At 62.2% G+C, this 25,261-nt stretch carries 18 protein-coding genes and 1 tRNA gene; 13 read left to right on the forward strand and 6 right to left on the reverse strand.

From position 1 onward, the window contains the following. The first annotated feature begins 24 nt into the window (after nt 1-24). From pip to O3299_RS20590, 3 genes are all read left to right on the forward strand, one after another. Entirely contained in the window at nt 25-981 is a 957-nt protein-coding gene (gene pip / locus O3299_RS20580) for a prolyl aminopeptidase (protein ID WP_099665875.1), read from the forward strand. Between the two features lie 112 nt (nt 982-1,093). Beyond that, the gene (locus O3299_RS20585) at nt 1,094-1,534 is read left to right on the forward strand and encodes a DUF2721 domain-containing protein (protein ID WP_034783716.1); all 441 of its coding nucleotides are present in this window, start codon (nt 1,094-1,096) and stop codon (nt 1,532-1,534) included. A gap of 42 nt (nt 1,535-1,576) precedes the next feature. After that, the gene (locus O3299_RS20590) at nt 1,577-2,032 is read left to right on the forward strand and encodes a hypothetical protein (protein WP_251349513.1); all 456 of its coding nucleotides are present in this window, start codon (nt 1,577-1,579) and stop codon (nt 2,030-2,032) included. Between the two features lie 127 nt (nt 2,033-2,159). Here O3299_RS20590 and O3299_RS20595 read toward each other — a convergent pair whose 3' ends face one another. Further along, a complete protein-coding gene (locus O3299_RS20595; protein WP_289899628.1) occupies nt 2,160-2,741 on the reverse strand; it encodes an SRPBCC family protein in 582 nt (193 codons plus the stop codon). Nucleotides 2,742-2,901: 160 nt separating this feature from the next. Here O3299_RS20595 and O3299_RS20600 point away from each other — a divergent pair, with 160 nt between their 5' ends. Then, nucleotides 2,902-4,947 (forward strand): NADPH-dependent 2,4-dienoyl-CoA reductase, encoded by a 2,046-nt coding sequence (locus tag O3299_RS20600; RefSeq protein ID WP_305063093.1) that lies wholly within the window; start codon nt 2,902-2,904, stop codon nt 4,945-4,947. 57 nt (nt 4,948-5,004) lie between these two features. On the opposite strand, the gene ybaL is transcribed toward O3299_RS20600, so the two are convergent. The 3 genes from ybaL to O3299_RS20615 form a co-directional block, all read right to left on the reverse strand. After that, nucleotides 5,005-6,717: a YbaL family putative K(+) efflux transporter gene (ybaL, locus tag O3299_RS20605; protein ID WP_176381492.1), complete on the reverse strand. Its 1,713-nt coding sequence runs from the start codon at nt 6,715-6,717 to the stop codon at nt 5,005-5,007. Nucleotides 6,718-6,927: 210 nt separating this feature from the next. Continuing rightward, nucleotides 6,928-8,049 carry a beta-ketoacyl-ACP synthase III gene (locus O3299_RS20610; protein WP_289912507.1) on the reverse strand — a complete coding sequence of 374 codons (1,122 nt, stop codon included), beginning with the start codon at nt 8,047-8,049 and terminating at the stop codon, nt 6,928-6,930. Between the two features lie 187 nt (nt 8,050-8,236). Then, on the reverse strand, nt 8,237-9,679 hold the full coding sequence (locus O3299_RS20615; protein ID WP_099665870.1) for a S41 family peptidase: 1,443 nt from the start codon (nt 9,677-9,679) through the stop codon (nt 8,237-8,239). Between the two features lie 324 nt (nt 9,680-10,003). On the opposite strand from O3299_RS20615, the gene O3299_RS20620 reads away from it, so the two are divergent. The 3 genes from O3299_RS20620 (at nt 10,004) to O3299_RS20630 (ending at nt 15,081) form a co-directional block, all read left to right on the forward strand. After that, nucleotides 10,004-10,591 (forward strand): hypothetical protein, encoded by a 588-nt coding sequence (locus O3299_RS20620; RefSeq protein ID WP_305053729.1) that lies wholly within the window; start codon nt 10,004-10,006, stop codon nt 10,589-10,591. A 153-nt stretch (nt 10,592-10,744) separates the two neighbouring features. Continuing rightward, nucleotides 10,745-12,817: a M13 family metallopeptidase gene (locus O3299_RS20625; protein ID WP_305053730.1), complete on the forward strand. Its 2,073-nt coding sequence runs from the start codon at nt 10,745-10,747 to the stop codon at nt 12,815-12,817. Between the two features lie 188 nt (nt 12,818-13,005). Then, nucleotides 13,006-15,081 (forward strand): M13 family metallopeptidase, encoded by a 2,076-nt coding sequence (locus tag O3299_RS20630; protein ID WP_305053731.1) that lies wholly within the window; start codon nt 13,006-13,008, stop codon nt 15,079-15,081. A 137-nt stretch (nt 15,082-15,218) separates the two neighbouring features. Here the strand turns inward: O3299_RS20630 and O3299_RS20635 are convergent, their stop codons facing one another. Then, entirely contained in the window at nt 15,219-15,782 is a 564-nt protein-coding gene (locus tag O3299_RS20635; protein ID WP_099665866.1) for a cytochrome c5 family protein, read from the reverse strand. 199 nt (nt 15,783-15,981) lie between these two features. Here O3299_RS20635 and O3299_RS20640 point away from each other — a divergent pair. Then, nucleotides 15,982-16,057: transfer RNA gene (locus tag O3299_RS20640), tRNA-Arg, on the forward strand. Between the two features lie 107 nt (nt 16,058-16,164). Here O3299_RS20640 and O3299_RS20645 read toward each other — a convergent pair. Then, a complete protein-coding gene (locus tag O3299_RS20645; RefSeq protein WP_099665865.1) occupies nt 16,165-16,842 on the reverse strand; it encodes a type 1 glutamine amidotransferase domain-containing protein in 678 nt (225 codons plus the stop codon). 298 nt (nt 16,843-17,140) lie between these two features. On the opposite strand from O3299_RS20645, the gene O3299_RS20650 reads away from it, so the two are divergent. From O3299_RS20650 to O3299_RS20670, 5 genes are all read left to right on the forward strand, one after another. Further along, on the forward strand, nt 17,141-19,798 hold the full coding sequence (locus O3299_RS20650; RefSeq protein WP_305063094.1) for a TonB-dependent receptor: 2,658 nt from the start codon (nt 17,141-17,143) through the stop codon (nt 19,796-19,798). A gap of 109 nt (nt 19,799-19,907) precedes the next feature. Continuing rightward, entirely contained in the window at nt 19,908-21,260 is a 1,353-nt protein-coding gene (locus O3299_RS20655) for an MFS transporter (RefSeq protein WP_289905915.1), read from the forward strand. Nucleotides 21,261-21,284: 24 nt separating this feature from the next. Further along, on the forward strand, nt 21,285-22,232 hold the full coding sequence (locus tag O3299_RS20660; protein WP_305063095.1) for a glycoside hydrolase family 43 protein: 948 nt from the start codon (nt 21,285-21,287) through the stop codon (nt 22,230-22,232). 17 nt (nt 22,233-22,249) lie between these two features. Next, complete coding sequence (locus tag O3299_RS20665; RefSeq protein ID WP_305063096.1) at nt 22,250-23,320, forward strand: aldose epimerase family protein; 1,071 nt, start codon at nt 22,250-22,252, stop codon at nt 23,318-23,320. 196 nt (nt 23,321-23,516) lie between these two features. Beyond that, complete coding sequence (locus O3299_RS20670) at nt 23,517-25,259, forward strand: IlvD/Edd family dehydratase (RefSeq protein WP_305063097.1); 1,743 nt, start codon at nt 23,517-23,519, stop codon at nt 25,257-25,259. The last annotated feature ends 2 nt before the right edge of the window (nt 25,260-25,261 follow it).

Below are 25,261 nucleotides of genomic sequence, written 5' to 3' on the forward strand. Positions count from 1 at the left end.
CCGACTGCCATTCTGAGGACCGCCATGCCCGATTCTTTGTCCCCCCTGTTTCCCGTCCTGTCGCCAAACCGGCACGGCATGCTGGCGGTCGATGACATCCACACCATTTATTGGGAAGAGTGCGGCAACCCCGACGGCATTCCCGTGCTGTTCCTGCACGGCGGCCCCGGCGCGGGCCTGTCGCCGCAGCACCGCCGCTTTTTTGACCCGCAGCGCTACCGCGTGATCCTGTTCGACCAGCGCGGCGCGGGCAAGTCCACGCCGCTGGGCGAATGGCGCAACAATACGACGCAGCTGCTGATCGCCGATATCGAACGCTTGCGCGTCCAGTTCGGCATCGACCAATGGCTGGTGTTTGGCGGCTCGTGGGGTTCGACCCTGGCGCTCGCGTATGGCCAGGCGCATCCCGAGGCTTGCCTCGGTTTCGTGCTGCGCGGCATTTTCCTGTGCACGCAGGCGGAAATCGACTGGTTCATCGAGGGCGTGCGCTGGTTCTATCCGGAACTGTATGCGGAATTCGCCGCGCCTATTCCCGCAGAGGAACGGGGCGACTTGCTGGCGGCCTACGTGAAACGCATCCTCAGCAGCGATCCCGCCGTGTACTGGCCCGCCGCGCGCGCCTGGAGCCGCTTCGAAGGCCGCCGCGTCTACCTGATGCCGCAGCCGGAAGATGCGCCGAACGATGCGCTCGACCTGGGCGTGGGCCGGCTCGAATCGCACTACATGGCCAACCTCGGCTTCTTCGAGGAAGACCAGCTGATCCGCAACATGGCGCGCATTGCGCATTTGCCGGCCGTCATCGTGCAAGGCCGCTACGACGCCATCTGCCCGCCGCTGTCGGCCTACCGCCTGCAGCAAGCCTGGCCGGGCGCGCAGCTGGAAATGATCCCGGATGCGGGCCATGGCGCACTCGAGCACGGCATCGCTTCGGCGCTGGTGCGCGCCACCGAGCGCTTCGTGCCGGGGCGCGGTTTCGCATGACGCCAGAGCCCGCCGGTTGGCAAAGCGGCCAGCCGGCGTGCGCCACCTGCTACACTATGGCCTGTGCTGGCGCCACGGTCGGGCGCCGGTGTGAACCTACGACTTTTTATCCATGAACATACAGATCGGCGACATCGGCCATATCATCCAGCTGGCGATTGCGCCGGTTTTCCTGTTGACCGGTATCGGCACCATGCTGGTGGTGCTGACCAACCGCCTGGGCCGCATCATCGACCGCACGCGCGTGCTGGAAGACCGGCTCGACATCGGCTATAACGATTTCTATATGGATGAGCTAGATACCTTGTATCGGCGTACCCATCTGATCAATTACTCGATTTCGCTCAGCACGGCGTGCGGTTTCTTCGTCTGCGTCATCATCGCCATGCTGTTTTTGGGCGATATTCTGAACCTGACCCTGGACAAATACATCGCGGCCTTCTTTGTGCTGGCTGTGATTTGCCTGATCGGCTGTTTTATTTATTTACTGCGCGAAATTTATCTGGCCGCGACGGCCCAGCGCATCCGGCGCCATATCCGCCCGCCACGTTAAGCGGCGCGCCGGTTTACCCTACTATTGAAGAACGAGTCCAGCATGCACGATTACAAACGTCCCCCCACCCTGCACCGCTACGGCCAGCGCAGCGAACTCGAGCTGGCGCTGAGCCTGGGCCAGTTCCGCCTGATGCCTGCGGGCAATTGTTTGACCCTGAGCTTTTCCCAAGTGTGGGACAAGCAACTGTTCGACCTGTTCGCCCCGGCCGACGCCTGTTTGATCATCCACAATACGGAAGAATTCGGCGAACGCCTGCATCGCGCCGTGCAGCGCACCTTGCCCAGCTGGGCCGGCATCGACGGCCTGGTCGAGTATGGCCAGCGCGCCGCCCTGGGTGCCGCCTTCACCAAGACGCGCGCCGAAGCGTTGGAACAGGAATGGCTGTTCGCCTGGCGCTCGATGCAGCCGCAGGCGAGCCTGAATCCCGTCACGGTAAAGCTGGGCAGCCTGGAAAACTTCGCGGAAATCCGCGACCGCGACACCTATTTGGCCTGATTTTTTAACACCGGATGAAACCGTAGCGAGCGGATGGGAGTTGTAGCTGAGCAGCGGAGCTGTGCTTTAGCACAGTGAGCAGCGGAGGCTGCAAATCGCGACGCGCAGTAGGTTTTGTCCGGTGTCGTTATCCGGATTTATCGGCGTACTGGCTGTCGATGCGTGCGAGCACGGCCGCCATCATGCGCTCGATATCGCCGCGTATCATGGTCGTGCCCAGCATGCCGGGCACATAGAAGCCCGGCATCAGCCGGCTGGAAAAGACGATGCGCGTGCCGCCCGTCTCGGGGATGGGGTACAGATTCCAGCGCGATTCGTAATGCCGCATGTCGCCGGAGATCAGGGCGATGTCGATGGCCGTGAACGGCGTTTCCGTGGCCCGCACCACCAGGTGGATGGGGTGGTTCATGAACAGGAAGCGCGCCATGCCCTGCTGTTCGATGATGACTTCATTGCCGTTGCGCGACAGCACGCGGCAGGAACTCAGGTCCGGCACGAATTCATGCATGCGCTCGTAGGTGGTCAGGGTCTTCCAGACGGACGCCGGCGGCGCCTGCACGCTGCCGCTGGCATCGACTTCATACATGCGCTGCCCGTCGACCTCGATGCGCTTGACGTCGACTTTGAGCTTGTCCAGGCGTATCGCCTGCGCCAGCGCGGTAGCGGGGACGGCGCACAGCATCAGCAGGCAAAGGAAGAGTCGCGTCATGCACCTAGCCTACGGGAAACTTGCGCCCGGCACAAGCTGTACGCATCGCCGGCCCGTGCGCCGGGCGATTTAGAACTCCCGGTCTAGAGAAATACGCTGCGGCGAGCGGCAATGCTTGCTACCGTACGGCCTGCATACCACCTCTACCGGACCGATCACCATGACTGCCTATCCCCACCTGCTGGCCCCGTTCGACCTGGGTTTTACCTCTTTGCGCAACCGAGTCATCATGGGGTCCATGCATACGGGCCTGGAAGACCGGTTTTATCATTATGGCAAGCTCGCCGCGTTTTACCGCGAACGGGCACGGGGCGGCGTGGGCCTGATCGTCACGGGCGGCATCTCGCCGAACCGCCAGGGCTGGCTGCTGCCGTTCGGCGGCACGCTCAATTTCCTCGGCGACGTGCCGAACCACCGCAAGGTGACGCGCGCCGTGCACGAGGAGGGCGGCAAGATCGTCATGCAGATCCTGCATGCGGGCCGCTATGGCTATCAGCCGTTCGTCGTCTCGGCGTCGGCGAAGAAATCGCCGATCTCGCCATTCCGCCCCCGTCCCCTGAGCGAACGGGGCATCGAGCGCACCATCTGCGACTACGTGCGCTGCGCGCGCCTGGCGCAAAAGGCTGGCTATGACGGCATCGAAGTGATGGGCAGCGAAGGATACCTGTTGAACCAGTTCCTGTGCGCGCGCACGAACCTGCGCCAGGACCGCTGGGGCGGCAGCATCGAAAACCGCATGCGCCTGCCCGTGGACATCGTGCGCCGCATCCGCGCCGCCGTGGGCCCCAACTTCATCATCATGTACCGCCATTCCCTGCTCGACCTGGTCGAGGGCGGCAATACCTGGGATGACGTGGTGACGGTGGCCAAGGCCCTGGAGCACGCGGGCGTGACGATTCTCAATACGGGCTTCGGCTGGCATGAGGCGAGGGTGCCCACCATCGTCACCTCCGTGCCGCGCGCCGCCTTCGCCTCCGTGGCGGGCCGGCTGCGCCGCGAAGTCGGCATTCCCGTGGTGGCGTCGAACCGCATCAACATGCCGCACGAAGCGAATGCCATCCTGGAGCGGGGCGACTGCGACCTGGTGTCGATGGCGCGCCCGTTCCTGGCCGACCCCCATTTTGTCGCCAAGGCCGCCTCCGGGCGCACGGACGAGATCAACACCTGCATCGGCTGCAACCAGGCGTGCCTGGACCACACCTTCGCCAACAAGCGCGCCAGCTGCCTGGTCAACCCGCGCGCCTGCCATGAAACGGAACTCGTGTACGCGAAAAAGGCCGTGCCGCGCCGGGTGGCCGTCGTCGGCGCCGGCCCGGCCGGCCTGTCCGCCGCCTGCGTGGCGGCCGAATGCGGGCACGAGGTGACCCTGTTCGACAGCAGCGACAGCGTGGGCGGCCAGTTCAAGGTGGCCATGCAAATTCCCGGCAAGGAAGAATTCACGGAAACCATCCGCTATTTTGCCCGCCGGCTGGCGCTGCTGGAAGTCAAGCTGCGCCTGGGCCAGCGCGTCACGCGCGAGCAATTGCTGGCCGGCGGCTATGACGACGTCATCGTCGCCACCGGCATCAAGGTGCGCCTGCCAGCCATTCCCGGCATCGACCACCCGAAAGTGCTGTCGTATCTGGATGTGCTGCAAAGCAAGAAGCCTGTCGGCGCGCGCGTGGCCATCATCGGCGCGGGCGGTATCGGCTTCGACGTGGGCGAATACCTGCTGCACGACCCGGCGCACCCGCTGCCGCTGCCCGTGGCTACCTGGGCGGGCGAGTGGGGCGTGGACCTGGATGCGGCCACCGGCGGCGGCCTGGTGCCGCCCGTGGCGCCTGCGCCCGTGCGGCAAATCTTCCTGTTGCAGCGCAAGACGTCGAAAGTGGGCGCGGGACTGGGCAAGACGTCGGGCTGGGTGCACCGCGCGGCGCTGGCGAGAAACGGCGTGGCCATGCTGGCCGGCGTGAGCTATGACAAGATCGACGAGCAGGGCTTGCACATCACCGTGGGCGGCGAGCAGCGCCTGCTGGCGGTGGACAACGTGGTCATCTGCGCGGGCCAGGACAGCTTGACGGAGCTCATGCCGGACATGGACAAGGATGGCAAGCCGCTGGCGACGGGCGGCCCCCGCTTCCATAAGATCGGCGGCGCCGCGCTGGCGGCCGAACTCGACGCCAAGCGGGCGATACGGGAAGGCGCGGAACTGGCCGCCAGCCTGTAAAAAGAAAGCCTGCCGGCTGGGGAGCGGGCAGGCTTGCTGGACGGAAATGGCGCCGGCTTAATGCCCGCCATGCCCCTTCTTCGCCGCATCAAAACTCTGCAGCACGTGCTCGGCCATGCCATTGGCCAGTTCGTGCTCGCCGATGAACACCTTGCCCGCGTTTTCCGCGCGCAGCAATTCCGCCTCTTCCTCGCTGTGCGTGCGCACCACCGTCATGATGTTCGGGTTCAGCGCGCGCGCCGTCTCGATCATGGCGCGCACGTGGAAGGTGTCCGGCGTGGCGATGACGAGCATGGTGGCGTGCGTGATGTGCGCCTGGATCAGCACGGCCGGTTCGCCCGCATTGCCGGCCACGGCCGGAATGCCCTGCTTGCGCAGCTGGTCGACGATTTCGCGGTTTTCCTCGGCCACGACAAAGTGGATGCCCCGTTCCATCAGGGCGGCAGCGATGCGCCGGCCCACGCGGCCATAGCCGACGAGGACGATCTGGCCCGACAGTTTTTCCTGCGGCACTGTCATCGGCAGCTCGGCCAGCGGGTCGGTGGTGCGTTCGAACTTGCGCGCGAAATCGCTGTTGCTCATCACGCGCAGCAGCGGCTTGGCCATGCTGAACACGAGCGGATTCAAGGCGATGGACAGGATGGCGCCGGCCAGGATCAGGCTTTGGCCTTCCTGCGGCATCAGGCCCAGCGACAGGCCCAGGGCGGCCAGGATGAACGAGAATTCGCCGATCTGCGCCAGGCTGGCCGAGACGATGATGGCCGTTTTCGGCGGGTAGCGCAGGGCCATCACCAGCAGGAAGGCGGCGATCGACTTGCCGAAGATAATGATGGCGCACACGGCCAGCACTTGCAGGGGCTTCTCGATGAGGATGTTCGGCTCGAACAGCATGCCGACGGACACGAAGAACAGCACGGCGAACGCGTCGCGCAGGGGCAAGGACTCTTCCGCGGCGCGGTGGCTGAGTTCCGATTCGCGCAGCACCATGCCGGCGAAGAAGGCGCCCAGCGCGAAGGACACGCCGAACAGCTTGGTCGACGCATAGGCGATGCCGACGGCGGCGGCGATCACGCACAGGGTGAACAGTTCGCGCGAGCCGGTGCGCGCCACTTGCCACAAAATCCATGGGAACAGCTTGCGGCCGACGACCAGCATGAAGACGATGAAGCCGGCTACTTGCCCCAGGGTAATAGCCAGGGTTTGCCACAGGCTGACGGCCTCGGCATCCGGTGCGACCTTGCCGCCCAGTACGCCGGCAAACGCCGGCAGCAGCACCAGCACCAGCACGGTGACGAGGTCTTCCACCACCAGCCAGCCGACGGCGATGCGGCCATTCAGGGAATCGAGGATGCCCCGTTCTTCCAGCGCGCGCAGCAGCACCACGGTACTGGCGACCGATAGGGCCAGTCCAAAGATCAGTCCGCCACCGAGGGTCCAGCCCCACCAGTGGGCCAGGCCCATGCCCATCGCCGTGGCGACGCCGATCTGCAGGATGGCGCCGGGCAGCGCGATCTTGCGCACGTCCCACAAATCCTCGATGGAAAAGTGCAGGCCGACACCGAACATCATCAGCATCACCCCGATTTCCGCCAATTGTCCCGCTATTTCCGCATCCGCCACAAAACCGGGCGTGGCCGGTCCGATGATGATGCCGGCGGCCAGATAGCCGACCAGGGCCGGCAGTTTCAGGCGCGCGGCGATGAAGCCGAAGATGAGGCCGAACCCGAGGGCGGCGGCGATGGTGGTGATCAGGCTGATGTCATGGGGCATGCGTGTGGGGTTCCTTATGGGGACGTGCGGATGGAAAAAGATGTTGCTCAGCGACCAAGTATAAACGCATCAAAGCCCCTGCCGGAAAATTTCCTGCGGCTTTATTGCAAAAAACCTGTGCTATATCTTCGTCCAGGTGGCCACGAACGCATGTTATCCACCCGGATCTTCGCCTAATTCAAGGACTCCACCCTATGCCACCCCGTGTCTCTACACCTTGCGCACGATCACGCAGCCGATGGAATAACCGGCGCCGAACGAGCAGATGACGCCCGTGGCGCCCGCCGCCATGTCATCCTGATACTTATGGAAGGCGATGATGGAGCCGGCCGACGAGGTGTTGGCGTAGGTGTCGAGGATCACGGGCGCTTCGTTGGCTTCCGCGTCGCGGCCCAGGATCAGGCGCGCGATCAGCAGATTCATGTTCAGATTCGCCTGGTGCAGCCAGTAGCGGGAGACTTGCGCCACTTCCACGCCGGCCTTGGCCAGGGTCGTCTTGATCATCTCGGCAGCCATCGGGCACACTTCCTTGAACACCTTGCGGCCTTGCTGGCGGAACAATTTATCCGCCTTGCCCATGCCGGATTCGTCAAAACGGTTGAGGAAGCCGAAATTGTTGCGGATGGCGTTAGAAAAGCGCGTTTTCAGTTCCGTGCCGATGATCTCGAACTGGTGCTGCGAGACGGCCGTGTCTTTCGCTTCGACGATGATGGCGGTGCAGGCGTCGCCGAAAATGAAATGGCTGTCGCGGTCGCGCCAGTTCAGGTGGCCGCTGGTGATTTCCGGGTTCAACACCAGCACGGCGCGCGCCTGGCCGCTTTGCACGGCGGCGACGGCTTGCTGGATGCCGAAGGTGGCGGACGAGCACGCCACGTTCATGTCAAAACCATAACCATCGATGCCCAGCGCATCCTGCACTTCCACGGCCATGGCCGGGTAGGCGCGCTGCATATTGCTGCAAGCCACCAGTACCATGTCGATATCGGCTGGCGTGCGGCCGGCGCGCGCCAAGGCGTCGCGCGCAGCGGCGACGGCCATTTCCGCCTGCAGCGACAGTTCGTCATCGCCACGCTCCGCAATGCGCGACACCATGCGGGCCGGATCGAGGATGCCTTCCTTTTCCATCACGAAGCGCGACTTGATGCCGGACGCCTTTTCGATGAAGGCCACGCTCGACAGGTCCAGCGCCGTCACCGTGCCCGCGGCGATCGCGTCGGCATTGTCGGCATTGAATTTTTCCGCGTAGGCATTGAAGCAGGTGACCAGCTCTTCGTTGGAGATCGAAAATGGCGGCGTGTACAGTCCGGTACCGCTGATGACGACTTGTTTCATGGTTAAACTTTCAAATTTGGCAATCGGCGCGATGCCGATAAGTGAAGCAAATTTTACACAAACGGGCTCGACTGTAGAGAGTTTCGTGTTGCGGGGCAGGGGGAAGTGTGGCGGAAGATTGATTTTTGTCGCGTGGACGGGGTAACGGGGGGCATGGCGCCCCCCGCCGTGCTGCTGGCGCTGCTGTTTACTTCTTCTGTTCTTGCTTGACGTCGGCTTGCACCACCACCGGTTCGGCCTTGGCCAGTTGCACCGGCAAACCTTTCAGGTGGTTCAGCGCCTGGTGCAGCTGGAAATCGTCCTGGCTGCCGAATTCCAGCGGTTTGCGGGTCTTTTCCAGGGCGATGATGCGCAATTGCTCTTCCATCTCGTCGTTGACGGGCGCGGCCTTGGCGCTTTCCTTGTCGCGGTCGTTGCTCAGGTGCTTGGAGAGGTCCGCTTCGCGGATGCGCAAGCCGTTCAAGCCGTCGCCGTCCGCATTTTCATCGACCAGCAGGTCGGGCACGATGCCCTTGGCCTGGATCGAGCGCCCGTTCGGCGTGTAGTAGCGGGCCGTCGTCAGCTTGACGGCCGTGTCGGCAGTCAATTGGCGGATGGTTTGCACGGAACCCTTGCCGAAGGTTTGCGTGCCGATGATGGTGGCGCGCTTGTAATCCTGCAGGGCGCCGGCGACGATTTCCGAGGCCGAGGCCGAACCCGTGTTGACGAGCACCACCAGTGGCACTTTCTTGATGGCGGCCGGCAATTTCGCCAGGGCGTCGCCTTCCGAACGGAAGGTATAGTATTCGGCGCGGCCGTAGAACACCTGCTTCGAGTCCGGCAACTGGCCGTTGGTCGAGACGATGGCCGCATCCTTCGGCAGGAAGGCGGCCGAGACGCCGATGGCGCCTTGCAGCACGCCGCCCGGATCGTTGCGCAGGTCCAGCACCATGCCCTTCAGGTTCGGGTCTTGCTTGTACAGCGCCGTGATCTGCGCGGCCATGTCGTCGACGGTCGGTTCCTGGAATTGCGACACGCGCAGCCAGGCGTAGCCCGGCTCGACCATCTTCGCCTTCACGCTCTTCTGGTGGATTTCCTCGCGCGTGATGGTGAAGGCCAGCGGCTGCGGTTCATCCTTGCGGGCAATGGTCAGCGACACCTTGGTGCCCGGTTCGCCGCGCATGCGCTTGACGTTGTCGTCGAGGCTGACGCCTTTCACGGGCTGGCCGTCGAGGCGGGTAATCAGATCGCCTGCCTTGATGCCGGCGCGGTAGGCGGGCGAATCCTCGATGGGTGAGACGATCTTGATGTAGCCGTCTTCGCTCAGGCCAATTTCAATGCCCAGGCCGACGAACTTGCCTTCGGAGCCTTCGCGCAGTTCGGCGTAGGCTTTCTTGTCCAGATAGGCGGAATGGGGGTCGAGCGAGGCGACCATGCCGGAAATGGCGTCTTCCAGCAATTTCTTGTCTTCGACGGGTTCCACGTAATCGGACTTGATCAGGCCAAACACATCGGCCAGCTGGCGCAGCTCTTCCAGCGGCAGGGGCGGCTCGACGTTTTTTTGCGCCATGGCGGAAAATTGCAGCGACACGGCGACGCCGGCCACCACGCCCAGGCCGATCAAGCCGGTATTTTTGAGTTTGCCCATCATTGCACCTTTGCAGCTAGCGTGTCTTGCACAAGCGCCAGTCCCCGTGGAGCGGCGCTTTCCTGAAAGTATAGACCTGAATCTCTGCCGGCGTGGGCCGGCCGTGGAAAAAGCATGCCTGGGCCCAGTCTACGTGCGAAAACGGGGCGGCCAGCTTGCCATATGTTGCGGTTTTGTATGCGATGTATAGTTACTCTTGAGGGGAGTAAGCATTTGTAAGAGTCGAAAAAAAGCGTGTGCCGCGGCCCTATAGTGGACTCGCATTCTCGACCCGAAGTGGTTTTGCCTGCGTCTGCGGACGCAGGCTTTTTTTTATCCGGAGCCCCCATGACCTCGTTGACCTTTCTCCCCGCCGTGCGCCGTTTCAGCCTGGCCTTGCTGCTGGGCACCACCGCCTTGACCGCCTCGGCCGTGCCGATTGCCGACATGCGCCTGGAAGACTTGCTGCCGATGGCGCCCGATTTCAAGACGGAATTGAAGCTCAATGCGAATCAGACCACCTTGTGGCAGCAGGTGGAAGGGAAATCGCGTCAACTGTTGCGCGAACGCAAGGCGCGCCGCGAACGCCTGCAAGCGGGCGTGGCGCAGGGTTTGCAAACGCCCCGGCTGGAGCTGCGCGACCTGCTCGCCGGCCTGGACATGGAAAGCACGCAGAGCCTGGCCGAGGAAAAGCAGCTGCGCGAATGGTGGCTGAGCGTCAACGATGCCCTGGACGAGAACCAGCGCCAGATGGTGGCCCAGTTCATCGCCGGCCAGATGGCGCGCGTGATGGACGCCGCCATGCCCCGCAGCGAGTCGCGCGGCGCGCCCGGTGGCGAGCACGGCGGGCGCAAGGGTGGTGGCAAGGGGGGCATGGGCGGCGCGGGCGTGAGCATGGGCAGCGGGGGCGCCGGTATCAGCTTGCCCGGCAACTGAGGGTAAGCAGGGGGCAAGCGCGGGGGGCAAGCAAGGGGCAAGGATGGCCAAAAGGCATGCTTGCGTGCTACATTCCTGCAGCGCCTGGCGCGGCAGGCTATCCGCCCGAAGCTATCCGCCCGGTCTTTTTGACATGCCCCATAAGGACAATCCGTGAATCGCTATCTCTTGAGCAGTCTGACCCTGACCCTGTTGGCTGCGTTTGCCCATGCCGCCGAACCCGCATCCGCCGTTGCCGCCCCGACCGTGGCACCTTCCGCACCTGCCGCCGCCGGCGTCGTTTCCGGCATCGATGTGCAGTACATCGACCCCGCCGTGCGCGTGCAGGACGATTTCTTTACCCATTTGAATGGCAAGTGGCTGGCCACGGCCGAGATTCCTGCCGACAAGTCGAGCTGGGGTTCGTTCGCCAAGCTGCGCGATGACACCACGCCACAGTTGCGCGGCATCATCGAAGCCACGCAAAAGGACAAGAACAGGAAAGCCGGTTCCGAAGCGCAGAAAATCAGCGACCTGTACGCCAGCTACATGGATGAAGTCAAGCTCGAGGCGCTGGGCACGAAGCCGCTGGCCGGCGAACTGAACCGCATCCGCTCGCTGCGCGACAAGAAGGGCGTGCCGGCCCTGATCGCCCACCTGAGCCAGACGGGCGTGGCCACGCCGTACGCCGTCTACGTGGGCCAGGATGCCCGTGCTTCGACGAAATATGCGGCCTACGTGAGCCAAAGCGGCCTGGGCATGCCGGACCGCGACTACTACCTGGAAGCCAAGCAGGCTGGCGTCAAAGAAAAATACCAGGCGCACGTGGAAAAGATGCTGGCCATGGCGGGCGACAAGAACGCCGCCGCCCGCGCCAAGGCTGTCGTTGCGCTGGAAACGGCCCTGGCCGAAGTGCAATGGACCAAGGTCGAGAACCGCGACCCCGTCAAACGCTACAACAAGACCGACATCAATCAACTGAACGAGCTGACCCCGGGCTACGACCTGAAGTCCGGCCTGGCCGCCCTGGGCATCGCCAACAAGGTCGATTACGTCATCGTCAACCAGCCGAGCTACCTGGCCGGCTACAACAAGGTGCTGGCGTCAAGCGACCTGGACACCCTGAAAGCGTATTTCGAATGGCAGTTGCTGCGCAGCTATGCCAGCTACCTGTCGAAAAACTTCGTCGATGAAAGCTTTGCCTTCTACGGCACGGTACTCAGCGGCGTGACGGAAAACCAGCCGCGCTGGAAGCGTGGCGTGGGCGCCGTCGAAGGCGTGCTGGGCGAAGCCGTCGGCAAACTGTACGTGGCGCAATACTTCCCGGCAGAACGCAAGGCGCACATGCAGGAACTGGTGAAAAACGTGCTGGCCGCCTACAAGGACAGCATCGACACCCTGGACTGGATGAGCCCGGAAACCAAGAAGGAAGCGCAAGCCAAGCTGGCCAAGTTCACGCCGAAGATCGCGTATCCGAACAAATGGCGCGATTACACGAAGCTGCAAATCGTCCAGGGCGACCTGGTGGGCAACATGATGCGCGCCGCCAACTTCGGCTCCGCGCGCCAGGTGGCCAAGCTGGGCAAGCCGATCGACCGCGAAGAGTGGGGCATGACGCCGCAGACGGTGAACGCCTATTACAGCTCGACGATGAATGAAATCGTCTTCCCGGCCTCCATCCTGCAGCCGCCGTTCTTCGACGCCAACGCGGACGACGCCGTCAACTATGGCGCCATCGGCGCCGTCATCGGCCATGAAATCAGCCACGGCTTCGACGACAAGGGCAGCCAGTCCGATGGCGACGGCAACCTGCGCGACTGGTGGACCCCGGCCGACCGCAAGAATTTCGCCGCCAAGGCCGACGCGCTGACCAAGCAATATGACGGTTACAGCCCATTGCCTGGCTACCACGTCAACGGCGCCCTGACCCTGGGCGAGAACATCGCCGACAACTCGGGCGTGGCGATCGCCTACAAGGCCTATAAAATCTCGCTGGGCGGCAAGCCTGCACCCGTGCTCGACGGCTTGACGGGCGACCAGCGCTTCTACATGGGCTTTGGCCAGGTGTGGCGCAGCAAGATGCGTGAAGCGCAGCAGATCGTGCAGATCAAGACCGACCCCCATTCGCCGGGCCAGTACCGCGCCAATGGCACCATGGTCAACCAGCCTGGCTTCTACGAAGCGTTTGGCGTGAAACCGGGCGACAAGATGTATGTTGCGCCGGAAAACCGCGTCATCATCTGGTAAGCGCATGCGCGTCGTCGTGAAAAACGTACTACTGTAACAACAGAAAAGGCCACCTCGCGTGGTCTTTTTTGCATTCTGGCCAAAGTTCTTTCTGTCGTTTCGGCCTGTATGCTACAGTCAAAAACCGGGCCAGAAGCCCTGGGCCTTCTGACCCTTATATTTCACACAATACAATATAGAGGACAACCGTGAATCGTTATTTGTTAAGTGCATTGACCCTGAGTTTGCTGGCCGGCGTGTCCGGCATGGCTGGCGCCGCTGATACGGCCAAGAAAGCCGCCGCCGCTCCCGCCACGGCTGTCGCCGCCGCCGCGCTGACGTCCGGCATCGCCGTCGAATACGTCGACCCTGCCGTGCGCGCGCAGGACGACCTGTTCCAGCACCTGAATGGCAAATGGCTGGCGGAAACGGTCATTCCTGCCGACAAGTCGAGCTGGGGCAGCTTTGCCAAGCTGGCTGACGATACGCAAACGCAGCTGCGCGGCATCGTCGAAGGCGCGGCCGCCGACAAGGCCCGCGCGGCCGGTTCGAATGCCCAGAAAATCGGCGATTTCTATAACAGCTTCATGGATGAAGCCAAGCTGGAAAGCCTGGGTCTGACACCGTTGAACGCGGAGCTGGCGAAGATCGCCGCGCTGCAGGACAAGGCGGAATTGCCGGCCGTAATCGCCCACTTCAGCAAGCTGGGCGTGACTTCGCCTTACGACTTCGGCATCCACCAGGACGCCAAGGATTCCACCAAATACGTGGCCGACATCGTGCAAAGCGGCCTGGGCTTGCCTGACCGCGATTACTACCTGGAAGCAGGCAAGGCCGATACGCGCGCCAAATACCTGGCCCACGTGGAGAAAATGCTCAGCCTGGCCGGCGACGCGAACGCTGCCGCGAATGCGAAAGCCATCCTCGCGCTGGAAACAGAGCTGGCCAAGGCGCAATGGAGCAATGTGCAGAACCGCGACCCCGTCAAGACCTACAACAAGGTGGAACTGGCGAAACTGGCCGCCGTGGCGCCAGGCTACGACTGGGCCCGCTACCTGAAGGACACGGGCATCGCCGGCAAGGTCAATTACGTGATCGTCAGCCAGCCCAGCTATCTGAAGGGTTTTGCCGAGATCGCCAACAAGACGCCGCTGGAAACGTGGAAAGCCTACTTCCAGTGGCACTTGCTGCACGCCAACGCCGGCTACCTGCCGAAAGCGTATGTCGATGAAAACTTCGCGTTTTATGGCACCACCCTGACGGGCGTGACGGAAATGCGTCCGCGCTGGAAACGCGGCGTGGGCGCCGTCGAAGGCGCGCTGGGCGAAGCCGTAGGCCAACTGTACGTGGAGCAATATTTCCCGGCCGAGCGCAAGGTACGCATGGAAGCGCTGGTGAAAAACCTGATGACGGCCTACCAGCAAAGCATCGACAAGCTCGACTGGATGAGCCCCGTCACCAAGAAACAGGCGCAGATCAAGCTGTCCAAGTTCACCACCAAGATCGGCTATCCGAACAAATGGCGCGATTACTCGGGCCTGACGGTGGCGTCGGACGATTTGATCGGCAACATCCAGCGTTCGCACTTGCTCAACTACAACCGCGAGTTGAACAAGCTGGGCCAGCCTATCGACCGCGACGAGTGGGGCATGACGCCGCAGACCGTGAACGCTTATTACAACCCGGAACTGAATGAAATCGTCTTCCCGGCCGCCATCCTGCAAGCGCCGTTCTTCGACGCCAACGCGGACGACGCCGTCAACTACGGCGCCATCGGCGGCGTGATCGGCCATGAAATCAGCCACGGCTTCGACGACCAGGGCGCCCAGTACGACGGCGACGGCAACTTGCGCGACTGGTGGACCAAGGCCGACCATAAAAACTTCGCCAAGAAAACCAAGCAGCTGGTGGCGCAGTACAACAGTTTCAGCCCCGTCAAGGGCCACTTCGTCAACGGCGAACTGACCCTGGGCGAGAACATCGCCGACAATTCCGGCGTGGCAATCGCGTATAAAGCGTACAAATTGTCGCTCAATGGCAAGAAAGCCCCCGTCATCGACGGTTTCACGGGCGAGCAGCGCTTCTATGCGGGCTTTGCCCAGGTCTGGCGCATGAAGATGCGCGAAGCGCAGCAACTGGTCTTGCTGAAAACGGACCCGCACTCGCCAGGCCAGTTCCGCGCCAACGGCACCATGCGCAACCAGCCCGGCTTCTACCAGGCGTTTGACGTGAAACCGGGCGACAAGATGTATCTGCCGCCGAAAGACCGCGTCATCATGTGGTAAGACGCTAGTCCCAGGCATAAGTTGCCAGCCGCCCCGCGCAAGCCGGGCGGCTTTTTTACGCCGTGTGATCTGGCGCAAACGATGGGTAAAAAAAAACCGCCCTGGCGGGCGGTTCCTGGAAACGGGTGTGACGCTGCTTACTTGGCCGGTTCCGCGGCTGGTGCGGCGGCGCCATCAGCGGCAGCGGCAGGTGCCGGCACTTCCGGTTCCTTGAACTTGCCGCCCGACGCGTTGGCGATGTAGACGACGGCGCGCGCCACTTCCACATCGTCGAGGTCGGGATTGCCGCCCTTGGCCGGCATCGCGCGCAAGCCTTCGATCGCGTGTTTCAGGACCGTATCGTAGCCCTGGGCCAGGCGGGCCGACCAGCTGCCCGCATCGCCAAACTTCGGTGCACCGGCCACGCCGGCGCCATGGCAAGCCACGCAGGTGGCCGTGTACACGGCTTCGCCGCTTTGCAACACTTTCGGACCGCTGGCATCCTTGAAGGTAAAGCCGGCGTTGGCCACTGGGCTCAGGCGCTCGGCGATGGCTTCCGGCGACTGGCTGTCCGTACCGGCGCCCGTCAGTTTTTGCGCCGTGACGAACTGCACCAGCAGGATGATGCCGATGACGGTGATGAGGAAGAAGCCAGCTACGGCGGCAAGCAATTGTTTAGGCGTTTTGATCGCTGATTGTTGTTCGTTATGTGCGTCGCTCATGATGTCCTTAGTCCAGATTTGAAACTGATGGCCGTGTAAGGTAGCATTTTTACATGCTTGTATGTAAACCTTTATGAAACCCACAATTATAGGCACAAAAATTGAGCAGTGACATGCAATTGCCAGCGATACGACAGTTTCCGTAGACGTAGGTAAAGAAAAACGGTATCCTTCGCATCACTTCAGAAATTCCCCCTACGCGGCTGTAGCTCAGTGGATAGAGTATTGGCCTCCGAAGCCAAGGGTCGTGGGTTCGATCCCCGCCAGCCGCACCAGACAAATCAAGACTTGCCGTTTCTTTCGCTAGCATTGTGCGCATTGCCGTGCGTGATAGTTATGGCTGCGCCTGCCGCTGCGCAGCCACCCGTCTCAGCCACTAGCCTTACTTCAGCAATTTCAGCAACGCCTGCGCCGCCGCCTCCGATGAGGCCGGATTCTGCCCGGTGATCAAGATGCCGTCCGTCAGCACATATGGCGCCCAGTCCGCGCCCTTCGAGTAGATGCCGCCGTTATCCTTGAGCATGTCTTCCACCAGGAAGGGCACGACTTTCGTCAAGCCCACGGCGTCTTCTTCCGTATTCGTGAAACCCGTCACCTGCTTGCCCTTCACCAGCGGCTGGCCATCGCCGCCTTTGACGTGGCGCAAGACGCCGGGGGCGTGGCAGACGGCGGCGACGGGCTTGCCGGCTGCCTGCAGCGCTGCGATGAGGGCGATCGAGTCCCGGTCTTCGGCCAGGTCCCACAGGGGGCCGTGGCCGCCCGGATAGAACACGGCGTCATGGTCGGCCGCTTTCACGCTGGACAGCAGGACGGTGGAAGCGAGCGCGGCCTGGGCGGCCGGATCGGCCTTGAAGCGGGCCGTGGCGGCCGTCTGCGATTCGGGGGCGTCGCTCTTCGGGTCCAGCGGCGGCTGGCCGCCCTTGGGCGAAGCCAGGGTCAGGTGCGCGCCCGCGTCTTTCAGCACGTAATACGGGGCGGCGAATTCTTCCAGCCAGAAGCCGGTCTTGTGGCCCGTGTCGCCCAGCTGGTCGTGCGAGGTCAATACCATTAAAACGTTCATGCGAACTCCTGTGCAAGCGGTGGGGGAGTGTTACGCCATCAGCTTAGTCCTGTTCGCACTTTCATGCTGCACGCCAGTGCTGCCTGTTTTTGTGCACGTCTGTGATGAAAATGCCCGCGACGCCCCTGCCGTTGTCCATTTGCAACCTCCAAAGTCCTCTTGCCGCCGATATCAAAATTGATATCGAAACAGTGGAAAAATTGATTGGAGAGATTATCGCCCAGCCCCTAAGATAAACGCCGAGCATGCGAACGACATGCAAGCAGTGCAAAAATATCAATACAATATCTGGAGATTCATGATGCGCAACGCCACCGGTCCGCTCGCGGCCACTTTCCCTCGTCCATTCACCTTGAAGGCAGCCGTTGCGGCATTGGCCGGTATTGGCTTGCTGAGCACGGCTTCGGTATGGGCGCAGGAGGCGGTGGCGGCCGATGCCAGTGCCGAGCCTGCGGCGGAAGTGTCGGTCGTGACCGTCAGCGGCGTGCGCCGCTCGGCGCAAAATTCGCAGCAGATCAAGATGCGCTCGGACCAGGTCATCGATTCCATCGTGGCCGACGACATCGGCAAATTCCCTGATAACAATGTGGCCGAAACCCTGGCGCGCATTTCCGGCATCCAGATCCGCCGCGATTCGGGCGAAGCCAGCGCTGTCATGATCCGCGGCTTGCGCGATGTCACGACCCTGCTCAACGGCCGCGAACTGTTCACCACCACGGGCCGCTACGTCAACCTGGCCGACATTCCTGCCACCATGCTGCAGCGCGTCGACGTGTACAAATCGCAGGGCGCGGACCAGGTCGAAGGCGGCGTGGCCGGCATCATCGACGTGCGCACGAACCGCCCGTTCGACTTCAAGGAATTTACGGCCAGCGTGAATACGCGCGCCGTCTACAGCGACAAATCGAAAGCCACCGACCCGAACATCAGCGGCATGGTGGCGAACCGCTGGAAGACGGGCATCGGCGAAGTGGGCGCGCTGCTGGGCTTGTCGCAGCAGCAGCACCGTTACCATGAAGAACGCGCATTCAATACGGCGCCCGTGGATAAAAGTTTCCTGTTGCCCGGTTTGACGGGGCCGGACCAGGTGGGTTTGCTGCCGATCAAGGGCGACCGCCGCCGCAGCACCGCCAATGCCGTGCTGCAATGGCGTCCGAACGCCGACGTCGAGCTGTACGCGGAAGGCATGGCCACGCGCTTCCTGCTCGATGCCGAGTCCGATTACTTCGTCGGCTTGCCATGGTGGGGCACGCCCGTGTCGGCCACAAAAATTCCTGGCACCAACCAGCTGCAAACATTGACCTCGACCAACGTCAACACCATCATGTCGACGCAGGCGAACAAGAACGAGACGAAGACGCACCAATTTGCCGTGGGCGGCTTGTGGGAGATCAATCCCGAATGGCGCTTCACGTCGGAAGTGGCCAGCACCAAAAGCAGCTATACCTGGCGCAACCCCATCCTCGACGCCATCACGCAAGTGCCGAACGCCACCATCAATACCAACCAGAACGGCACCTTGCACGTCGATTACACGGGCATCGACTTGCAAGACCCGTCGAATTACTATTTGAAGGGCTTTTTCGACCGCTACGGCCAGGACCAGGGCAGCTCGAACGATGTGCGCGCCGACCTGGCCTACACGCCGAGTGCCGGCGGCATCTTCAAGGAAATCAGCGTCGGCTTGCGCGGCGTCAAGCGCGAAGCCGAATCGATCAAGAGTTTCGAGGGCAATGCGGAAGCACCGGACGTGTCCGGCGCCGCATTTCCATTCGGCCGCCAGGGCGTGACGTCGATTCCAGGCCTCAATTGCTTGTCGGAATCGATGTCCAGCGGCGGCCCCGACTACGGTTTGAAGCAGTGGTACACGCCATGCGCCAGCTTCTTGCTCAATAACACGGGCACCGTGCGCCAGGCCGTCACGGGCAGCAGCGCGGCGCGCGCCATGGACCCGGGTTCGTTCTTCAAGGACACGGAAAAGACGTATTCCATCTACACCAAGGCAAAGGTCGCCTTCAAGCTGGCTGACTATCCCGTCGACGGTACTCTGGGCGTACGCGTCGTGCGCACCGAGCAAAGCTTGCAAGGCAACAGTTCGCAGGATGGCGTCTACACGCCCGTCATCAGCGACACGTCCAGCACCGATGTGCTGCCGAGCGTGGCCCTGAAAATCAAGCTGCGCGCCGACCTGGTCGGCCGCTTTGCGGCGGGCCGCACCATCAGCCGTCCCGGCTTTGCCCAGCTGAACCCGGGCGTGGCCCTCGTCAACTCGACGGAAACGGTGAAGGCGACGGGCGCGGGCGGCAATCCGAATTTGAAACCGGTCGTGGGCGACAATGTCGACGCGGCACTGGAATGGTATTTCGCGCCGGCCGGTTCCGTCACCGCCACCGTGTTCCACCACAAGTTCGACGGGTATATCCAGCAACGCATTTCCAGCGAAACCATTGCCGGCAAGACATATGACGTGGACCGCCCGTACAACACGGCGGCCGGCAAGCTGCAGGGCCTGGAAATCGGCTACCAGCAATTCTATGACGGCTTGCCCGGCATCTTGAGCGGCCTGGGCTTGCAAGCGAACGGCACCTACATGAGCGGCACCACCGACGACGAGACGGGCAGCCATGCGATCACGGGCGTGTCGCGCTACGCCTACAATCTGGTGTTGCTGTACGAAAAAGACGCCTGGTCGGGCCGCCTGGCCTACAACTGGCGCTCGAAATTCATCGACAGCTACAACCAGGGCGGCCCCGGCCTGGACTTGAAGGTGGCGCCGACGGCCCAGCTCGACGGTTCGTTGTCGTACAAGATCAACGAGCAGTTCACCGTGACCCTCGATGGGAATAACTTGCTCGATACCAAGTTCAAGGATTACTGGAACGAACCGGGCGTGTATGCGCGCGATACGCGGCGCTATGACCGCACGGTAGGTCTTTCTTTACGCTGGAAAATGTAAGTTGATCGCACAGTAAAAAATCAAGGGCGTTGCCATGGTTTCGGCCGGCAACGCCCCTGTCAGTTGGACAGTCACGCACGATTCATCATAAAAAGAATGGACGGAAAGCATGGAGACGCAAAAATTATCCACCGTTGAAAAGGTCGGCTTCGGCGCCGGCGACATGGCGCTCAATGTCGTCATTTCGTCGATGATGTTGATCATCACCTTTTTCTATACCGATATCTATGGCTTGAAAACCACGGACCTGGCCCTGCTGTTCGTGGCCGTGAAAGTCATCGGCGCCATCGCCGACCTCGTCATGGGCCAGATCACGGACCGCTACAGCTTTGCCTCGGGCCGCTACCGTCCGTATCTGCTGTGGCTGGCCGTGCCGTATGGCGTCAGCGTCTTCTTTGTCTTCAGCACGCCCGAGTGGCAGTACGACGCCAAGCTGATCTGGGCATATTCCACATATATCCTGATGACGATCATGACGGCCGGCGTGGGCATCCCGTATATTTCCCTGATCAGCGGCTTGACCAGCGACCCGCAGGACCGCCTGTCGGCCAACGGCTACCGCCTGTTCTTCGCCAAGATCGGCGCCTTCATGGTGACCATCGTCGTGCCGGTCCTGTCGCAGCGCTGGGGCGGCGGCAATCCGGCCGTCGGCTACCAGGCGGCCATGGCCGTGATGGCCGTCATGGGCGTGGCCCTGTTCCTGTTCTGCTATTTCTCCACCACCGAGCGGGTCGTGCACGTAGTGGAAAAGCAACCGTTGCTGGCGCAATTGAAAGTGCTGTTGCAGAACGACCAGTGGCTGGTGCTGTGCGGCGTGTGCGTCACGGGCACCATCGGCTATGTGGTGCGCGGTTCCGTCGCCATTTATTACGCGAAATACTATCTGGGCGGCAGCACGGAAACGGTGGCTGCCTTTTTGACCACGGGCGTGGTGGCCGCCATCCTGGCCATGATCGCCTCGACCTGGATCACCAAGTTCTATTGCAAAGTTAAACTGTTCCGCTACACGCAGATCGGCGTCGCGCTGATCAGCCTGGCGATCTATTTCTTTGTAAAACCGAGCGATACCGTGCTGGCTTTCGCCCTGTATTTCCTGCTGTCCTTCGTGGTGGACTTGCATGCGCCCGTGTTCTGGTCGGCCATCGCGGAAACCATCGACTATGGACAGGTGAAGACGGGCAAGCGCGTTTCCGGCTTCGCCTTTGGCGGCATTTCCGTCTGCCAGAAGGCGGGCATGGCGGTGGCGGGCGGCCTGGTGGGCGTGCTGCTCGCGTATTTCGACTACCAGCCCAACCATGAGCAAACGCAATTCGCCCTGAACGGCATCGCCCTGATGCTGTCGATCATCCCCGGCTTTTTCCACTTGCTGATGGGCTTGCTGATGTTCAAGTACCGCATCAGCGATGCGTACTACAGCGGCGTCAAGTCGGAAATGCACAAACGCGGTTTTGTCGCCGCGTAAGAATAACTGAATGGAGTAAGCAACATGGCAGACGTCTTGAAACCGTTGATCGAACAACGGGCCGACCCGCATATCTACCGTCACAGCGACGGCTATTATTACTTTACGGCTTCCGTGCCCCAGTATGACCGCATCGAACTGCGCCGCGCCGACAGCATCGCCGGTCTGGCCGACGCGCCCGCGGTCGACGTGTGGCACAAGCCGGAAACGGGGTCGTACAGCGAACTGGTGTGGGCGCCGGAATTGCACTTCAACCAGGGCGCCTGGTATGTGTATTTCGCCGCCGCGCCGAGCCGCGAAATCAAGCATAAGTTGTTCCAGCACCGCATGTATGCGATCCGCAATACGAATGCCAACCCGCTGGAAGGCGAGTGGGAATTCATGGGACAGATCGATACGGGCATCGACACCTTTTGCCTGGACGCCACCACGTTCGAGCACGACGGCGTGCTGTACTACCTGTGGGCGCAGAAAGATGTGGCCATCGAAGGCAATTCGAACCTGTATATCGCGCCGATGGCCACGCCGTGGCAGCTGGCCGGCCCGCCCGTGATGCTGAGCAAGCCGGAATTCGACTGGGAAATCCGCGGCTTCTGGGTCAACGAGGGGCCGTCCGTGCTGAAACGCAATGGCAAGATCTTCATCAGCTATTCGGCCAGCGCCACCGATGAAAATTATGCGATGGGCTTGCTGTGGGCCGATGCGTCGGCCGACCTGCTCGACCCGTTCTCGTGGAGCAAGTCGCCCGAGCCCGTGTTTGCCACCTGCTACGAGCACGGCATCTACGGCCCCGGCCACAACAGCTTCACGACGGCCGAGGACGGCGACGGCGTATTGCTGGTGTACCATGCCCGCACCTACACGGAAATCGTCGGCGATCCGCTGTGGAACCCGGATCGCCACACGTTCGTCAAACCGCTGCGCTGGGATGCGCAAGGCATGCCCGTGTTTGGCCGCTCATCGACCCTGTAAAACCTGGACCCGACGCCATGACCCCAGTTGATTCTGTTTCAGTGACGCAAGCGCCGTTCGGCACCCTGCCCGGTGGCCAGCACGTGACCGTATTTACCCTGACGAACCGCCAGGGCATGCAAGTCAAGGTGCTCGACTTTGGCGCCATCATCAGCGCAATCCACGTGCCGGACCGCGCCGGCACGTTGGCCGACGTGGTGCTCGGTTTCGAGCGCCTCGAACCCTATCTGGCCAATGGCGCTTTCCTGGGCGCCGTCATCGGGCGTTTCGGCAACCGCATTGCCGAGGGACGTTTCAGCCTCGACGGCAAGGATTACCAGCTGGCCGTCAACAATGCACCGAATCACTTGCATGGCGGCAACCAAGGCTTTCACCAGGTCATGTGGCAGGCCGAGCCTTTCACCCGGGACGATGCCGCCGGCGTCACGTTCACGCGCAGCAGCCCGCACGGCGAAGATGGCTATCCGGGCAAGCTGGACGTGACCGTCGTGTACGAACTGGACAACGACAACGCCCTGAGCCTGCGCTACCACGCCGTAACGGACCAGGCCACGCCCGTCAACTTGACCAACCACAGCTATTTCAATCTGGCGGGGCAGGGCGATATCCTCGGTCACGAGGTGACGATCAACGCGGACCGCTACCTGCCCGTGGACGCGGGTTCGATTCCCACGGGCGAACTGGCGGACGTGTCCGGCACGCCGTTCGACTTGCGCCAGAGCACCGTCATCGGCCACAGCATCGATTTACCGCACGAGCAGCTCCGCATCGGCCGTGGCTACGATCACAACTTTGTGCTGAATCAACAGCCTGGTCAACTGCTCAGCCTGGCCGCCACCGTGCGCGATCCCGTGTCGGGGCGGGCGATGCAGGTGTACACGCAGGAGCCCGGTGTCCAGTTCTATTCCGGCAATTTCCTCGACGGCAGCCAGCCCGGCAAGCTGCGCGCCAACGGCTACCGCAGCGCGCTATGCCTGGAAACCCAGCATTTCCCGGATTCGCCGAACCAGTCCCACTTCCCGAACAGCATCTTGCGTCCGGGCGAGGAGTATCGGACGCACACCGTGTACCGCTTTTCCGCCGGGTAAGCACGCCAGGTAAAACAGCCCACGCCCTGCCGCCACGTGCCCGCAGGGCGTTTTCATTACGGCATGTTGATACCGTTTTCGGTATCGGAACGCATTAAAAATTGATTGGAAAGGCATGGCAGGATTCTTTAGTATTCCAACATCGCTGCCCGGGCCGACGACATTAGATCCGGCATGGCACAACCAGGAGAATGGCATGTCTGAGACAAAAAAGAAGGTTTCCCTGCGCTCTGCCGAGTGGTTCGGCTCGCAGGACAAGAACGGCTTCATGTACCGCAGCTGGATGAAAAACCAGGGCATACCTGACCACGAGTTTCATGGCAAGCCCATCATCGGCATCTGCAATACCTGGTCCGAACTGACTCCCTGCAACGCCCATTTCCGCCAGCTGGCCGAACACGTCAAGCGCGGCATCCTGGAAGCGGGCGGTTTCCCCGTGGAATTCCCCGTCTTCTCGAACGGCGAATCGAATCTGCGCCCGACGGCCATGCTGACGCGCAACCTGGCTTCGATGGACGTGGAAGAATCAATCCGCGGCAACCCGATGGACGCCGTCGTGCTGCTGGTCGGCTGCGACAAGACGACGCCGGCGCTGCTGATGGGCGCGGCCAGCGTCGACATCCCCACCATCGTCGTCAGCGGCGGCCCCATGCTGAACGGCAAGTTGAATGGCAAGGACATCGGTTCCGGCACGGCCGTATGGCAGTTGCACGAGCAGATGAAGGCCGGTTCCATCACCTTGCACCAGTTTATGTCGGCCGAATCGGGCATGTCGCGCTCGGCCGGTACCTGCAACACCATGGGTACGGCCTCGACCATGGCCAGCATGGCTGAAGCGCTGGGCACGTCGCTGCCGCACAACGCCGCCATCCCTGCCGTCGATTCGCGCCGCTACGTGCTGGCGCACATGTCGGGCATCCGCATCGTCGAAATGGTGCACGAAGACCTGCGCCTGTCGAAAGTGCTGACGCGCGAAGCGTTTGAAAACGCCATCAAGGTCAACGCCGCCATCGGCGGTTCGACCAATGCCGTGATCCACCTGAAGGCGATTGCCGGCCGCATCGGCGTGCCGCTGGAGCTGGAAGACTGGACCCGTGTGGGCCGCGGCACGCCGACCATCGTCGACTTGCTGCCGTCGGGACGTTTCCTGATGGAAGAGTTTTACTATGCGGGCGGCTTGCCGGCCGTCATACGCCGCCTGGGCGAAGGCGATTTGTTGCCGCACAAGAATGCGCTGACCGTCAACGGCAAGTCGCTGTGGGACAACTGCGTCGAAGCGCCCATCTACAACGATGAAGTGGTGCGCACGCTGGACAACCCGCTGCTGGCCGATGGCGGCATCTGCGTGCTGCGCGGCAACCTGGCGCCGCGTGGCGCCGTCTTGAAACCGTCGGCCGCTTCGCCGAACCTGATGCAGCACCGCGGCAAGGCTGTCGTGTTCGAAGATTTCGAGCACTATAAATCGCGCATTCTTGATCCGGATCTCGATGTCGATGCCGATTCCGTGCTGGTGATGAAAAACTGCGGCCCGAAAGGCTATCCGGGCATGGCCGAAGTGGGCAACATGGGCTTGCCGCCGAAACTGCTGGCGCAAGGCATCACCGACATGGTGCGCATCTCGGACGCGCGCATGAGCGGCACGGCCTATGGCACCGTCGTCTTGCACGTGGCGCCGGAAGCCATGGCGGGCGGCCCGCTGGGCATCGTCAAGGATGGCGACATGATCGCCCTCGATTGCCACAACGGCAGCCTGAACATCGACATCAGCGACGGGGAAATCGCCGAGCGCCTGGCGGCCCGCGAACTGGGCAGCGCGCCTGGGCCGAAGAGCGGCTACCAGCAACTGTACATCGAACACGTGTTGCAGGCCGACGAAGGCTGCGATTTCGACTTCCTGGTCGGCAATCGCGGTTCCGCCGTGCCGCGCCACTCACATTAAGC

Origin of the sequence: Janthinobacterium sp. SUN176 (genome assembly GCF_030587335.1) — a bacterium.
Classification (GTDB): domain Bacteria; phylum Pseudomonadota; class Gammaproteobacteria; order Burkholderiales; family Burkholderiaceae_D; genus Janthinobacterium; species Janthinobacterium kumbetense.